This window comes from Halohasta litchfieldiae (assembly GCF_002788215.1).
Taxonomy (GTDB): Archaea; Halobacteriota; Halobacteria; order Halobacteriales; family Haloferacaceae; genus Halohasta; species Halohasta litchfieldiae.
Genome location: NZ_CP024845.1, coordinates 460,730 through 475,648, shown reverse-complemented (window position 1 = coordinate 475,648; position 14,919 = coordinate 460,730). Strand labels below are relative to the sequence as shown.

The 14,919-nt window shown below is 59.9% G+C and carries 14 protein-coding genes; 8 read left to right on the top strand and 6 right to left on the bottom strand.

What is annotated here, in order from left to right; translation table 11 throughout:
* Nucleotides 1-60: 60 nt before the first annotated feature.
* Nucleotides 61-501 (top strand): hypothetical protein, encoded by a 441-nt coding sequence (locus HALTADL_RS02380; protein WP_089673580.1) that lies wholly within the window; start codon nucleotides 61-63, stop codon nucleotides 499-501.
* Nucleotides 502-578: 77 nt separating this feature from the next.
* Here HALTADL_RS02380 and hmgA read toward each other — a convergent pair whose 3' ends face one another.
* Both hmgA and HALTADL_RS02370 read right to left on the bottom strand, forming a co-directional pair.
* On the bottom strand, nucleotides 579-1,844 hold the full coding sequence (gene hmgA, locus HALTADL_RS02375; protein ID WP_089673581.1) for a hydroxymethylglutaryl-CoA reductase (NADPH): 1,266 nt from the start codon (nucleotides 1,842-1,844) through the stop codon (nucleotides 579-581).
* 66 nt (nucleotides 1,845-1,910) lie between these two features.
* Nucleotides 1,911-2,933 carry an alpha/beta hydrolase gene (locus HALTADL_RS02370; protein ID WP_089673582.1) on the bottom strand — a complete coding sequence of 341 codons (1,023 nt, stop codon included), beginning with the start codon at nucleotides 2,931-2,933 and terminating at the stop codon, nucleotides 1,911-1,913.
* 256 nt (nucleotides 2,934-3,189) lie between these two features.
* On the opposite strand from HALTADL_RS02370, the gene HALTADL_RS02365 reads away from it, so the two are divergent.
* The 3 genes from HALTADL_RS02365 (at nucleotide 3,190) to HALTADL_RS02355 (ending at nucleotide 6,038) form a co-directional block, all read left to right on the top strand.
* Nucleotides 3,190-4,479, top strand: a complete 1,290-nt coding sequence (locus HALTADL_RS02365; RefSeq protein ID WP_089673583.1) for a glycosyltransferase — start codon at nucleotides 3,190-3,192, stop codon at nucleotides 4,477-4,479.
* Nucleotides 4,480-4,528: 49 nt separating this feature from the next.
* Complete coding sequence (locus tag HALTADL_RS02360; protein WP_089673584.1) at nucleotides 4,529-5,224, top strand: DUF1405 domain-containing protein; 696 nt, start codon at nucleotides 4,529-4,531, stop codon at nucleotides 5,222-5,224.
* Between the two features lie 67 nt (nucleotides 5,225-5,291).
* Nucleotides 5,292-6,038, top strand: a complete 747-nt coding sequence (locus HALTADL_RS02355; RefSeq protein ID WP_089673585.1) for an SIMPL domain-containing protein — start codon at nucleotides 5,292-5,294, stop codon at nucleotides 6,036-6,038.
* Between the two features lie 28 nt (nucleotides 6,039-6,066).
* Here HALTADL_RS02355 and HALTADL_RS02350 read toward each other — a convergent pair whose 3' ends face one another.
* Nucleotides 6,067-6,927 (bottom strand): DUF4397 domain-containing protein, encoded by an 861-nt coding sequence (locus HALTADL_RS02350; protein ID WP_245708503.1) that lies wholly within the window; start codon nucleotides 6,925-6,927, stop codon nucleotides 6,067-6,069.
* 231 nt (nucleotides 6,928-7,158) lie between these two features.
* Complete coding sequence (locus tag HALTADL_RS02345) at nucleotides 7,159-7,824, bottom strand: HAD family hydrolase (protein WP_089673586.1); 666 nt, start codon at nucleotides 7,822-7,824, stop codon at nucleotides 7,159-7,161.
* Between the two features lie 75 nt (nucleotides 7,825-7,899).
* On the opposite strand from HALTADL_RS02345, the gene HALTADL_RS02340 reads away from it, so the two are divergent.
* Both HALTADL_RS02340 and HALTADL_RS02335 read left to right on the top strand, forming a co-directional pair.
* Entirely contained in the window at nucleotides 7,900-8,958 is a 1,059-nt protein-coding gene (locus HALTADL_RS02340; protein ID WP_089673587.1) for an NAD(P)/FAD-dependent oxidoreductase, read from the top strand.
* A gap of 120 nt (nucleotides 8,959-9,078) precedes the next feature.
* Nucleotides 9,079-9,885, top strand: a complete 807-nt coding sequence (locus HALTADL_RS02335) for a CehA/McbA family metallohydrolase (protein ID WP_089673597.1) — start codon at nucleotides 9,079-9,081, stop codon at nucleotides 9,883-9,885.
* Nucleotides 9,886-10,489: 604 nt separating this feature from the next.
* Here HALTADL_RS02335 and HALTADL_RS02330 read toward each other — a convergent pair.
* A complete protein-coding gene (locus HALTADL_RS02330; protein ID WP_089673588.1) occupies nucleotides 10,490-10,870 on the bottom strand; it encodes a response regulator in 381 nt (126 codons plus the stop codon).
* Between the two features lie 206 nt (nucleotides 10,871-11,076).
* Here HALTADL_RS02330 and HALTADL_RS02325 point away from each other — a divergent pair, with 206 nt between their 5' ends.
* Nucleotides 11,077-11,991, top strand: coding sequence for a hypothetical protein (locus tag HALTADL_RS02325; RefSeq protein ID WP_177171956.1), 915 nt, complete (start codon nucleotides 11,077-11,079; stop codon nucleotides 11,989-11,991).
* A gap of 7 nt (nucleotides 11,992-11,998) precedes the next feature.
* On the opposite strand, the gene HALTADL_RS02320 is transcribed toward HALTADL_RS02325, so the two are convergent.
* Nucleotides 11,999-13,732, bottom strand: a complete 1,734-nt coding sequence (locus HALTADL_RS02320; protein WP_143054185.1) for a hypothetical protein — start codon at nucleotides 13,730-13,732, stop codon at nucleotides 11,999-12,001.
* Between the two features lie 232 nt (nucleotides 13,733-13,964).
* On the opposite strand from HALTADL_RS02320, the gene HALTADL_RS02315 reads away from it, so the two are divergent.
* Nucleotides 13,965-14,885, top strand: a complete 921-nt coding sequence (locus HALTADL_RS02315) for a diacylglycerol/lipid kinase family protein (RefSeq protein WP_089673590.1) — start codon at nucleotides 13,965-13,967, stop codon at nucleotides 14,883-14,885.
* The last annotated feature ends 34 nt before the right edge of the window (nucleotides 14,886-14,919 follow it).

Genomic DNA, 14,919 nt, shown 5'->3' with positions numbered 1-14,919 from the left:
AACAATGAGCAAGCACCTACAAACGGGCAGTCCAAGACGTCCCTTTCTCGGCGGCGGTTTGTGGCCACAAGCGCGGTCACAGCCAGCGCCCTCATCGGTGGGCTCGCTGGGACTGCTGGAGCAACCAAAGAAACGGGACGGTTCAACGACTCGCCTGGACGGGGTGGAGAGTCAATTGTGCCTGAAACAGACTACCGTGAACAGGCGTTCCACATCACCGGTCGGACTGGCGATACCGCAACCGAGATCGATGGCGCGGTGTTCAACTGCAACGAAGGCAACGGAGAGAGCATCTTCTTCGTCGGCTGGTATTTCGAATACGTCGACGAAGATCAACAGCGGCTTTTGTTCACCCGGTCGAATAATATCGATACGGAGCGAACCTACAACTGGAGCACCAACGGCGCAAAGGAGTGCGGCGATTCGGGTGTCGTGTTATCAGTCGGCGGAGAGAGAGTCGACTTCGTGCAGACTGCCTACAAAGCGACTGGTCCGCAGTAATATACTCGCAGGCTGATCACTGATCGGTCAGATTTTCTCAGTACATTGGATTATACAGACGTCTCTCTGTCGACGACTTACCGACCCAGCGACTCGTGAGCGCTCGACAGGTGCTGTGAGCCGAGCGCGGCGAGCAGTGAGAGTTCGCCAGCCAGCGAGCCGACAGCAATCGCTTCAGCGAATGCGTCGGCATTGCTTCCGGCCGGATCACCGCCCCCGCGGACCCCGAGAATGTCGAGGGCCTCCGACTGGGTCGGCAGTTTGGTGCCGCCGCCGACGGTACCGATTTCGAGACTCGCCAGCGAGACTGAGAAGTAAAGATCGCCGTCATCGGTTACCTCGGCAGTCGTGATCGCGTTTGCGCCTTCGACGACTTGGGCCTCGTCTTGGCCGGTCGCCAAAAACATCGCCGCAACCGGATTGGCGACATGGGCATTGAATCCGAAGGAGCCAGCCTTTGCCGAGCCGACGAGGTTTTTGCGCGTATTTATTTCGGTGATCGCCTCCGGCGTCGTGTGGAGTTTGGCCTCGACGACCTCGCGTGGAACAACGACATCCGCCGTCACTGACCGACCCCGTCCCTCGACGGCGTTGATCGCGGCGGGCTTTTTATCCGTACAGAGGTTGCCAGAAAGCGCGACCAGCGAGGCAGTTGTCTCCGCCTCAATGAGACTGCAGGCTTCCTTGGTTGCGATGGTGACCATGTTCATTCCCATCGCGTCCTTCGTGTCGTAGCGGAAGCGGAGATAGACGTTGTTGCCAACGACGTAGGGGGTGACCTCTTTGAGTTCGCCGTGGTTGGTCGTCGACTCGGCGGCCTTGCTGAGCTCCTCGCCGTGGTTGCGGACCCACTCGACGAGGGCGAGCCCCTCGGCCACATCGCCGACCTTGAACACGGGCGCACGCGTCATGCCGGATTTGGTGACGCGGGCGGTTGCACCGCCAGCACGATTGATAACTGAACAGCCACGGTTGACTGAAGCAAGTAGCGCGCCCTCAGTTGTCGCCAGTGGGAGATACCGTTCGTCGTCTAATGCGGCCCCGTTGATGTCGACCGGGCCAACGACACCCATCGGGACCTGCACGGTGCCGATCATGTTTTCGATGTTTGGCTCGGCGGTTTCGGCGGGGAAACCATACGAGCCGGTCGACGAGAGATCAGCGCCCGACTGGTCTTCGACGAGCAGTCGACGGGCGGCGGCGGCCGTATCTGGATCGGTGTGGTCTTCGAGTTCGTGGAGACGGCGCGTTCCGTCTTCGACCTCGGCTGCGAGTTCGGCCGCGCGCTCGTAGTCGACGGCGTCTGGACCCCCCTCTGAATCTGGATCGGCGTCTGCGGTCATGCCACACCATGGTTGGGGCGGTTGCTAAGGGTTGTCGGTCCACCTCGGCTGGGCGGTAGTCGCCGCCTACCGATGGCCGACGACCGTTCGCAGGAACGCCAACTGGTGGCCAACGATGGTCTCGAAGTCTTCGCCGAAGACGCTCATGTGGTCGACCGGCAGTTCGAGATACGTCGAGTCGGCGATCTTGTCGGCGGCGGATTCCGCCTCCTCTGCCGGTATCACCTGATCGTCGCGACCGCCGATCACGAGCGTCGGACACCGAATCTCTTCGACGCCTGTAATCGGTCGGTACCGTGGCAACGCGAGCAAAATGCGGGCCGGAACTCGGTTCTGCCAGTCGGCGTGTCGGTCGACCAGATCAAAAACGGCGCGCTTGGCACCCGGCGCGGTGATCACAGCAAAGCCGTCTTCGTCGTCGACGATCCGAACGTCGGTGCCAAACCCGAGGCGGTGACCAATGGCGTCCCGCAGCCCGGCGACCAGCGATTTCAGCAGGCGTTTCGGCTGGCGAATCCGCCCCAGTGTTTGGGAGCGCCCGTCGACGAACGGATTGGTTGCGATCACTCCGGCAACACGGAAGTTCTCGGCGGCCACCGACAGCACGTGACCACCCGACAGCGAGTGGCCCCAGACGACCAGTCGGTTGCTGTCGACGTCTTCTTCGCGACCCATGGCCTCGATAGCCGCCTCGTAGTCAGCGATCTGTTTGGGTGGGCTTACGAGGCCACGTGGCTCGCCCTCGCTGTCGCCGTGATGGCGGAAATCGAACGTGAAGGCGGCATACCCCGACTCAGCGAACCGTTCGGCGACCGCCGGGAGCGCGAACGTCCGCCAGAATCCCAGTCCCGGTGCCATCACGATGACCGGCGGGCTCTCTGGGCGATCCGGCAGATACAGTGTCCCGACGCAGGTCTCGCCATCGCTGTCGAACTCGATAGTCCGTGTCGAGTACGCCTCGCGTGAGGGTCGACGCAACGATTGTTGGCTCCGGTTTTGTGGTTTGCGCCGACTACTGGGTCGACTACTCACCTGTCGTGGCTCGCTGGCGGCCGACCGCTCTTGGTCCGCGCGAACGAACTCGGTCATCGTGCCGCCTCCGCGGCCATACTCCCGTTCATACGCTGTCTACAACTGCAAGTGGGTTAATGATTACCCGCTCAACATGCGAAGAGATGAGTTGACGTCCGGTCGACAGAATACAGGTTTTCGAACTGAGTCGGAGGCCACTGTCTCGAAGACGCTTTTTATAAGGAAGTATGTGAACAAAATGAACAATTCAGACATTCATCGTCAGCCGATGTATTTTTCATGAGTTGGTAACTGAGTCGACACAGACACCTCCATGAAGCGCCTCCTAACCAAAGGGTTCGAGACTGCGGGGTCTGCCGGCGTCTTTCTGACGTTACTGCTGCTCGGGCTCTATCAGGGACTCCAACAGACGGTCCTCTCGCTGAATCTGGTATGGCTCTCCTTCGAAATCGTGTGGATGGATGCGGTTGCGACGAGTATCGTGTTTATCGGCTTTGTGGCGCTTTCCGGTGGGTTGTTGCTCCGTGAAGTGTGGACACCGGCGACAAACGTCTCGTCGCGAGACGACGGTCCACAACTGACGGCGATCATCCCGGTGTACCGGGATGGGGCCGTACTCCACCGAAGCGTCGAGAGCCTCAAACGGGCCAACTACGAGAACCTCGAAATAGTCATCGCCTGCGAGCCGGACGATAAGGAAACGCTGGCGGTCGCCCATGAGTTGGCCGGCGGTGCGGTGTCGGTCATCGAAAGCCGATATCCCGGTTCGAAAAGCGGCGCGATCCAGACCGCCGTCGAAGCCTCGATTGCCGACTCGTTTGCGGTGTTCGACGCCGACGAAATCGTCGACGAAGATTTCCTCTCGGCCGGCATGGGCGCGCTCGTCGACGGGGGGTACGACGTCTTTCAGGGGCGGCGGATTCCCGAACCGACCGGCTTCGTCGAGGCACTCGCCTACTGTGAACGCGTCATGTTCCACGCGAGCTACAAGATCGTCGAACCCAGCGGCTTCTACAACTGCCGCAGTTCGTCGACGCTGTTTTCCCGCGAAGCCTTCGAGACGGTTGGCGGCTTCGACGACCTGCTGACCGAGGACCTCGCGTTCGCCCACAAATGCTTTCGTCATGGGCTCGACGTCCGACAGGCGCGGAACTACACGAACGTGATGGAGGCCCCCCACACGTTGGCGGACTTCTGGGGACAGCGGAAACGCTGGCGGATCGGTCAGGTCGAAGTGCTGGACGCGACGCTCCGTGGCAGGCTGACCGATGGCCCACTCCACCGACGCGTGCTCTCACTCGGACGCATGGTAACGAGCCTCGGCGGGAGTATCTTCACCGTCGTGATTCTCTCGAAGTGGAGCCTGTTGGTGCTAACCGATGCCGAACTGTTCTATCTGCTTCCCATCGTTGCGGTCGCGGTGCTCGCCATGGGCGTTGGGTTGGCCGACTCCCGGAGCGGATCTATCGACTCCGTGGTTCCGATCACTCTCTGTGCCCCACTGGTGTATCCAGTATTCGGGCTGCTCTCGATCAAATCCATCCTTGAGTACACCGTCAGCTGGGATGGGACGTGGTACCACGTCGAGAAAACCGGCAGCTAAGGCCGCTTCGGTCCCGGTGACTTATTTTCTGCCGTGCTGAAAGCTCTGTATGGGTTGGATTCCGAGCGGTCGACAGCTGCCCTCACGAGACCGTCTCCCACGTTGGCTTGCGCCGGTGCCGTCGGTTCTCGAAACCATCGGCCTCCGGCTCGTCTGGCTCGTCGTCGCGATCAATCTCGCGGGGACGGCCTTCGGCTTCTGGTACTACTTTCCACAGCTCTCCCGCACGGCTCCAGAGATGTGGATTTTCGTCCCCGACAGCCCGATGGCGACGCTGTTTATCGCTGGTGCGTTCGCCCTGTGGGCGGTCGACCGATCCAACGACTATCTGACTGCACTCGCCTTCTTCGGCAACATCAAACTCGGCCTCTGGACGCCATGGGTGCTTGTCATTTTTGCTGACGCGTTTTTGGAGTTCACCGCGCCCGCGATGTACGCCTTCCTGCTGGTGAGCCATTTGGCGATGGTCGTCCAAGCGTTCGTCCTCCACCGCATCACCGACTTTCCGGTGGCGGCTGTCGGCCTCGCGGTGGGGTGGTATACGATTGATCTGACCGTCGACTACTTCATCCCTATTGTCGGCGAGCCACACCATACCACGATTCCGGTGGCCCGCGGAACGGAGATCGCCGCCGGGGCGACAGCATTCCAACTGGCGGCGTGGGGTGCGGTCGTCCTCACGATTCTCCCGCTGTTTTGGGCGCTGGCAACACGGATCAACAAATCGGAGCCGGCAGACGCCTGACTGCCGCACGCAAACGACTCTTTCAGTCATACACGTATTGATAGGAACCGGTCTCATAGCAGGAGATATGCAACGACGACAACTCCTCGTTGGCAGTGGAGCCGTAGCAACAGCAGCACTCGCGGGCTGTATTGGGAGTGCCCAGACGAACGAGAGTGATAGTAGCCGGACCCTAACCGTCCGCAAATCCGGCGAGGTAACCGCCGAGCCGGATCAAGCAGTCGTCCACGTCAGTATCGAAGCCACTGGCGACGATCCCGCGGCTATCCGGGACGAACTCTCGGATCGCTCCCAACAGCTCACAGATGGACTTGTGACGTCCGGACTCGATGAAGCCCAAATTACGACCGGCCGGTTCAGCATCCGAGAAGACGTCGACCGAGAGCCGAGGCCAGTAGACGACACTGAGCCAGCGGCCAGCGAGTCGACTCGCTACGCCGGAACCCACGCGTTCCGGATCGCAGTTGACGATGTGGAGTCGACCGGGAATGTGGTCGATACGGCCGTCGAATCGGGAGCCGACACCATCGAATGGATCGAGTTTACACTTTCCGCCGAGCGCCGGGCGGAGCTACGGCAGGAGGCCCTCGACACAGCGCTTGAGGCTGGCCGAACTGAGGCAGAGTTCGTCGCTGGAGAGGTAGACAGATCGGTCGTCGATGTGCAGCACGTCGACACGGGCGACGGTGGCGTGTCGACGGTTCGCCAGGAGTTTGCGATGGACGAAGCGAGTGGCTCCGGGCGGTCGACGGAGCTACAGCCGGACGATGTAACGGTTCACGCGACAGCAAAAATAACCTACACGATTGAGTGAGGACCGCGAGCCAGTGTCGAGAGCGTCGTTAGCTGCTTTCGTTTTCGCTATCCGTCTCGTTGCCCCCCATTCCGTCTTCGCTGCCCAGATCCATCCCAGCGGAGTCCTCGACGACTTCGACCGAGAGCTCCTCGTCGGCTGGTGCATCGTCGGGTTCGAGGTAGCCGACGACGAACGCCGTATAGACGCTTCCGGCCTCGACGCTCGCATCGAACGTTGCCACCGGATCCTCGTCTTCGCCGGTCGGGAAGATTTCGAGCGTGTAGTCGCCCGGCGGTGCGTCGCCGGTTTGGTCCTCGCCGAAGGCGAGGTCCTCGAACAACAGGTCACCGGTCTCCTCGTCGGCGATGTCGACCGCTGGCGCGTCGGGAGCCGCGTGAATGCCGCGGAGACGGGCACTCTCGCCCGGATCGCTCAGGTCGTCCTCGTACACTTCGACTGCGAACGGCTGGTTCTCCTCGCTGATCTCGCCGACCGCCGCAACCGTGTAGTTGGCCGCCTCGACTTCAAGGGACTCGTCGTATACGGCCTCCTCGGTGCCGGCTTCGGTGATCTGCACGTCATAGGTGCCGGCTTCGAGTTCGAGATAGTCGCTGATGGTGCTGAACGACACGTCTTCGAGCACCGCCTCGTCGTCGACGTAGACGTCGACGTTCGGCGCGTCCGGTGCGAGATGGGCCACACGGACGTTGGCCATCTGGCTGCCATTGTCCATCCCCTCATCGGAGCTATTCGTCTCGTTGCCGTCGTCCATCTCCGAGTCGTTTGTCTCGTTCGTCTCGTTGCCTTGTCCCTCGCCGCCAGCACAGCCAGCGAGACTGCCGATAATCGCAACGCTACCTGCCGTCTTCAGTACTGCTCGTCGGTTGTGAGTCTCTATATGATACAAAACTACAAATGAGTGGTATACGTATAAACTATTCGACACATTCACCAAATATTATCATATTAACCTATGATATGAAGCTGATATGAAATATACTAGTGTTATATGTACGTTAGATCGCCTCTAGCGGCAGTATACTCATCTCATATATCCACATCTGTCAGACATTCTTAAATATAGATTCGTCTCTGCGTGGATTTTATACAGAATATATCAGTTTTTGAGGATGCGATCTCAGACTGTTGCGGACCGACAGAGGTCGACGATATCGTGGAGATCTTCGACGATATGTGTCGGTCTTGGCGAGGGGTCGTGGCTCCGGCGGTGGGGTCTGCGGATGAACGCCGAGTCGAGTCCGGCATTGTTGGCGGCGGCGATATCCGAGTCGTTGTCCCCAACAAACAGTGCCGAGTCGGCATCGAGGGCGTCGACCGCCTGCGTGAGATAGTAGGGGTCAGGTTTCTGTCGGTCGAGTGCCTCGGGCGTCGGTTCGCGGCCGAGTGCGACCGAAAAGTAGGGCCGAAGGTCGAAGTAGCTCAGCAGGAAGTCGACGGTCGCCTGTTGGTTGGAACTCACGACACCCATTGGCATCGACAGGCGGTCGAGCGCACTGAGATCCTCGTAGGGGGTTTTGCGTCCGGCGCAGGCCTCGGTCTGCTGTCGCTCGCTGGACAGTTGGTCACGTTGGGCCCAGAACGTCTCGGGATCGACCCCATAGCGTGCACAGACGTCTTCGACCTCAGTCGAACTCACGTCGACCACCATCGCCTTCACGTCGTCGGGATCGGGATCGGAGACACCGGCCGCGTCGAACGCCGCCCACGTGGCCTCGTGGAGCACATCGTAGGACGTCCGGGAGACCAACACTCCATCGTTATCGAATATCACCGCATCGTACATACCAGTACCAATGAAGTCAGACGGGAAAACAGTGTGCAACGGGGATTTTAGCCGCTGGCTGCCGTTTGGGACCGTATGGAAGCAGACCAACCCACTCACAGGCTCTGTGTCGTGGGTGCAGGGCTGGCGGGTGTCGGTGTCGCCGATAGGCTCCGAAATCAGCCGATTGAGGTAACGATCCTCGAAAAGAGCCGGGGTGTCGGCGGCCGCGCGGCTACCCGTCGCAAACACGGCTGCCACTACGACCACGGCGCGAACTACATCAAGGACCCCGACGGTCGGACCACCGAGTTGCTCCACGAACTCGGCGAGGAGGGACTAGTCGACATCACAGAGCCAGTTTGGACGTTCGACAAACACGGCGAGATCAGCCCCGGTGACCGCCGAGAGGCCCACAAGTGGACGTGGACTGAGGGGATCACCCAGTTCGCCAAACGACTCATAGCGCGGACCGATGCCACAGTTCACAACACGACACGCGTCGACAGCCTCGCCCAAACCGCGGCTGGCTGGACGTTGACCGACACCGATGGCGACGATCACGGACCCTTCGAGAACATCGTCCTCACGCCACCGGCCCCACAGACCGCCGATCTGCTGGCCTCTACCAGCTTTGCCGATGGTTCTGCCACCGACCAGCTCACCGAGGCCGTCGACGCAATCCGGTCGGTTCCGTTTCGGACGATCCGAACGGTCGTTCTGCAGTACCCTTTCGAGATCGACCGTCCCTACTACGCGCTGGTCAACACCGACCGCGCCCATCCGATTGGCTGGCTCGCCCGGGAATCCTGTAAGGCGGGCCACGTCCCTGACGGTCAGAGTTTGCTCATCGCCCAGATGGCTCCCGACTGGTCGACAAATAACTACGACGTGCCGCTTGCGAAGGCAAGCGAGGAGGTGGCCGGAATGGTTGCCGATCTCCTCGATGACGACCGTCTCGACGAACCGGAGTGGGTCGACGATCAGGGCTGGCGGTATGCCCTCCCTAACGCGGGACTCGACGGCGAGATCGTCGACCCACTCCGCGAGGAGGGACTGTTCGTCGCCGGCGACTGGCTCAGCGGCGAGGGTCGCGCACACGAAGCCTACTGGAGCGGCGTCGACACGGCCGAGGAACTGTTAGCCACTCGCTAACTGTCGACTGTGGTATATCGCAATCAGTAATAAAGTGTCATCTGAGTGCTCTCAAAGGGCCGTATCTGTCAATATCTGACGAGTGACTTTTTCCCTGTCGGCTTGATAGTGGTCGTCGACATGGATATTCCGCTCCAGATCGATTTACATGTACATTCGGACGGCTCCTACGACGGGAGCGAACCGGTCGATCTGATTTTAGAACACGCCGCAGACATCGGACTCGATGGGGTCGTGATCACCGACCACGACGCAATCGGCGAGTCGCTCCGGGCAGCGGAGTTGGCACCCGAGTACGGCCTGATTGGGATTCCCGGAGTCGAGGTGTCGACGGCTCACGGTCACCTGCTTGCGATTGGCGTCGAGGAGATGCCACCCCGTCGCGAGCCGTACGCAGAAACTGTCGACTGGATTCGCGACCACGGCGGCGTCGCTATCGTTCCCCATCCCTTCCAGCGAACCCGCCACGGTGTTCGGAAGAAGAACATCCCCGATGTCGACGCCATCGAGTCGTTCAACGCGTGGCTGTTTACCGGATATAAAAACCGCCGCGCCCGGCGGTTTGCCGACGCCCACGGCTATCCGGCGGTGGCGGCCAGCGATGCCCACACCCTGCCGTATGTGGGGCGTGCCTACACCGAGATCACGCTGGACGCCGAAAGCAGGGACTCAGTTACGGCCAGCGATGTCTGTGCGGCGATCCGCGAGGGGTCGACCGCGGTACAGGGTCGACGCGCCCCGATCCCGATGGCGGCCAAACACTACTGTATCGGTGCGGCCCGCAAAAGCGGCTACTACGCCAAAGCAGGTGCGGTCACGACCGCGTCGTACGCCAAATTTGGCGCGCTGAAAGGTGGCTCGCTGGCGAAACTGGGCGCGGTGAAAAGTGTGCGTGGCGTTGCTGGCGTCGTTTCCGCGATCAAATAATCCTTGGCGTCTCTGTTGAAATCCTCTTCTTTGAGATATTTTTGTCTGAAACAGCTGGTCACTGAAGTCTGCGTCTTGAGCATAGTCAGGAGAATACATCAACTGCCGAGTGTTTCGGTAGATCCAAAACAATAAATCCTAACAGTTGACATGAAGTGAAATGATTGATAATACTTGTCGTCCAACTGGAAGTCAGTAGGTAGATGAGTTACTTACTCGCTTCACTGTTATTCATAACGATGGGTATTATTGGGTTTCGCAGACCAGAATTAGGTGGTCGTACATGGGGAAGTGTTGAAGAAGTTAGAAACGATCCTGTGAAAGTCGGTGAACGAACAAGGAGACGGAACAAACAGCTCTCAGTGATTATCCTACTGTTTGGTGTGGTGCTTTTGATACTCGTTTTGACTCAGTAGAATCCACATATATGCTAAACAAGAATCCTTGCTGGCCTTAGACCGCGGACCACGACACGGCGTCGGAGGTGTCAGATAGACCGAGTCTCAGTGAAACGGTGTAACTGTGACTTCGGGAAGCGTTCATCTAGTCGAATTACAGGACGAACGTGTGACTCTCTGAGGATTTCAACAGGGCTCCTCGGCAGCTACTCTTGACTCGCGGCGGGCCAGTCGAGAACGTCGGCGAACTCGTCGCGGAGTTTTTTGGTGTTGACGGGTTTGGTCACATAGCCGTCAGCGCCCGCCTTGGCGGCCTCTCGCATCTTCTGTTTCTGCTTGACGCTTGTCACCATCACGATAATCGTCTCCGGCGAAATCTCCTTGATGTTCTTGACTGCCGTGATGCCGTCCATCTCCGGCATCATGATATCCATCGTCACCACGTCGGGCCGTTCCTTCTTGAACTGCTCGATGGCCTCCTTTCCGTTTTCGGCGGTCGCGACGATGTCGAACCAGTCCTCGATGGTGTTTGAGACGATAGTTCGCTGGAACGAAGAGTCGTCGACGACAAGGGCCCGGTCGCTCATGCCACTGGATTGTCGGGAGGATATAAAGTAGTTACCCCCTCCCTATTTTTTATGATTTTCACCTCTTTTTGGCTATAGGTTAAAAGCTGTTTTAGGATTATTAGTGACCAAATAATTAGGAATAGTACAAAATTTGTTATTCTATATTATAATAACCGATATAATTAAATGATCATAGTATCCAGAACAGTCAGGAAGGACAGACTGTGACGGATTCTGATGAGGACAAGCCGATCAGCGGGCCAGCAGATCCGGGTCGACGAGAGACACTCAAACTCCTCGGCGGGGTGGTCACCGCGCCGTTCGGGATCGGTACGACGGCATACAGTCTCGACCGCTCCTATGAGGACGCCGACAGCGACGCGATTCCCGACTCCCTCGAAGGCTCCGAGGAGTTCACTGCGTGGCTGACCGACCTGTTCGGGGTCGATCAGTTCGAGGGGTTCGATCCCGACCGGCGAGATCTGTTGGTCGACATCCGGTATGTCGGTGCAACGACCGTCAGCGAACGGACGAAGACGGCGCTGGTCGAGTTGTTTCGGTCCAACGGGATCTATCTCCAGTGGCTCGACTATCCCGAGCGCTACGACCGCGCATGGTTCGAGCGGCGGTATGGCTACGACGCCCGGCGAATCCTCTGGTCGCCGTGGAGTTTCTATCACCGGACCGTCGAGCGTCGACTGAAAAACGTTGCCCTCCAACTGGTCGTCGTTCCGGGGTTCGGTGAGGGACCCCATCACGGCCGACTGTACAGTCCATGGACGAAGTTCCACACCGGGTCGGGTTACGTCAGCGGTCTCAGCACGGGCAACCGTGCGGTGGTCGCTGATCGCCAGAGCCCCGAAATCGAGGCCAAACTGATTCTCCACGAGATCGCCCACTATGCAGTGTGTCACTCGACGGACCCCGAAAACACGGGCGTGATGGGTACCAACGAGAAGTTCAACCTCATGGCCCACGAATGGGAAGCCCTCCGGACGGGTCTCGGGTCGATTCGGGATACAACTGGGTTCGACGTCGCCTTTCAGCGCTGTCTCTGGGCGGAGCTCCAGCCCTCGATGTTTGGGCTTCCCGACCAACTCGATGGACGGGTCGACTGCGACGGCTGTCGCCCTGAGTGAGGCGAACTCAGATCTCGCGGATACGGATTTCGTCGTCGTCGACTCCCTCGATCTGGTCGGCCTCAACCGGGTAGCTGTCCTCGGTTTCGCCCCAGTCGAGGGCGGCTTTGATTTTGTCGGCCAGACTCGGTTCGGGATCGACGTACAGCCTGTTGGCATCGGTGTCGACATCGCTTACCATCCCAACCTCCTTGTCGCCTGAGACGACCTGTTTGCCGATCTCGTCGTCGGTGATTTCGGTTGCGGTCGACATCCCGGCCTCGTCGGTTGTGGTCGTTCCGGCCTCGCCCGTTTCACCACCGGGTTCGGCCGCCATCTCCGCGTCGGCGTCTGCAGTGGTCGCGGACTCCTCGGCGGCGGTGATCTGATCGTCGGTCGTCGCCACACCGGCTTCGGGCTGGCGAAGCATGACCTCCTCACCGGCCTCTCGGTCGACAATCGCTCGCTCGACGATGCTGCTTCGGCTGTCGACGGTATCGACCAGCTTGTGATCGGCGATATCTGCTGTCACCCGGTGATGTTCGGTCGACTCCGTTTCGATCAGCCGGCGTTCGACGAACTGGCTTTGGACTGTATCTCCTTCGGTCTGCTCGCTGGTGATCGCTCCGCTCGGCAGGCCTGCTGTCGTGGTCTCGCCGGTCTCGTCGCTGACGATCTGCCCGTCGATCAGATCGCTCTCCAGCAGACTTTCTTCGATACCCTCGATGTTGATCGCGTCGCTCTCGACGGTGTCCGTTTCGGTGATTTCCTGTTCGACGATGCGGCTCTCGACGGTTTTCCGGTCGAAGATCTCCATCGCTGTCCGGACGGTGTCGTTGACATCGAGGACGACGGTATCGTCGACCGCGAGTCCAACTGTCGGCTCTTCTTGCTGTCGGTTACTCACCCGTCGCTCGCTTGGCTGTCGATCACTCGTTTGGTCGTCACTCTCCCGGTGCTCACTCGCCCGTCGGTCGCCGGGCTGTTGGCCGGTCGCCGCACGCTGGCTGGACTGTTCGCTGGTCGCCGTTCGGTTTACCTCCTCGCGGTCAGTCGACCGTCGGTCGACTGGTGGCTCGGGTGTCGTTTTGTCGGCTGGCTCGTCGACCGGACTGTGTTGTGGCCCACCGCTTTCTCCCTCGGTGTCCATCCGTGTCGTCTCAGTCATTCCGTCGTCGGTCATCTCTTCGTCGGTGTCCATCCGTGTCGTCTCTGTCGTCTCCGATCTGAGCCTCGCTGAAAGCTGGTCCGGACTCCCCTCGAAGGAGACGCCAACGATCTCCCGTGAGATCGTCTCCCGGTCGACGAGAGTACTGTCGATGATCTCGCTGTCGACGACTTCGCTTTCGATCTGGTCGGTTTCGACCACCGTCGTCTCGATAACTTTTGTCTCGGTGATCTCGCTGCGGACAACGTCGCCTTCGACCAGCGACTGCTCGACATCGGTGGTTTCGAGCGAGGCCCGTTCGGCGACTTCGTTGCGGTCGATCAGGTCGTAGAGCCATTCGTCGGTCTCGCCGACATCCCGATCCTGATAGACGAACGCCAACCCCTCGGCGTCGAACGTCTCGAAGAACTCGTCCCACGAGAGGGGATCGAGTCCCTCCATCTCCTCGTCTTCGCGGACGATATAGAGGCTGCTGGCGTCGTCGTCGACCTGACCAGTAATATGGGCGGGTGTCCCGCTCCGTTGTTCGACCCACTGTCTGATCGTCTCATGATCCGTTGTAATGTCGCGGGGACCGGTGTCTGTGTCTGCCATAATGTCCATCTAATACAGCCGCCGCTGAGTTACTTAGCTCTGATTTCCGAACGAAAGATAGATCCATTTGGGGGAGTCTCTGTGCGGATCGACAGTCGACGACAGCGGTGCAATCTCGGTGACCAGACTGGTGTCACAGTTCTCGCCAGAACTCTCCGGCACCACGCCACCGCCTCGGTAACCATTTTGAGGCTCCACCACCTCACCTTGTGTACTCTCCCCTCGCCTCTCAATGGAACCCGCCACCACCGTCGACAGCGTCGTTGTGTGCAACCCCGAGAGCGGTACGGGCGACTATCTCTCGACAGTTCGGCAGCAGGCCGCCGAACACGGCTATCGGGTTCGTAAAACCGAGCGAGCGGGCCACGCGGTCGACCTCGCGGGCGAGGCCGTCGACGCCGGCGCGACGTTCATCGCTGCAGCCGGTGGGGACGGCACGCTCAACGAAGTCGTCCGGGGCATCGAGGCCGTAGGGGCCCTCGACAGCGTCACAGTTGGTGTCATCCCCTGTGGGACTGGCAACAATTTTGCACGAAACATCGGAATCACGGGAATCCACCAAGCCTTTGAGACCTTTGAGTCCGGCGAGCGCCGCTGGGTCGACCTCGCGTTCGCCGACGGTCGACCCTTCGTGAACTCCTGTGTCGGCGGTCTCACCGCGGAGGCGAGCGCGGAGACGAGCGCCGATCTGAAACGTCGGTTCGGGACCACGGCCTACGTGATTTCGACGCTGCGGACGGTTCGGAGCTTCGAGAGCATTCGGGTCAGTGTTGAGATGTACGACGATCCACATGTTGCCCCGGTTTGGTCCGGGGATGCCGTCGGCGTGCTGATCGGTAACGGTCGACGGTTTCCGCCGAGTGGCAGCGAGCAGGCGAACATGGAGGACGGACGGTTCGACGTCACCCTCGTCAGGGCAACCGGCTCGGTCGGGCTGTTGCGAACTGTCGCCGCCGAACGCCTATTTAACCAACACACACCCTGGACCTCCCGATACACGGTCTCGGCGGTCGACATCAGCGTCGCCGATGACCAACCGGTCGCGTTCAGTCTCGACGGCGAGATCATCCGCCGGACGCAGCTCTCGCTTCGTCTCCAGCCCAAGACACTCCGCATCGCTGTCGGTGACGGTTACGAGCCAGCCCCCACGTAGCGGCTGTCGACGGAACCCAGTCTGGGTTCCGAAT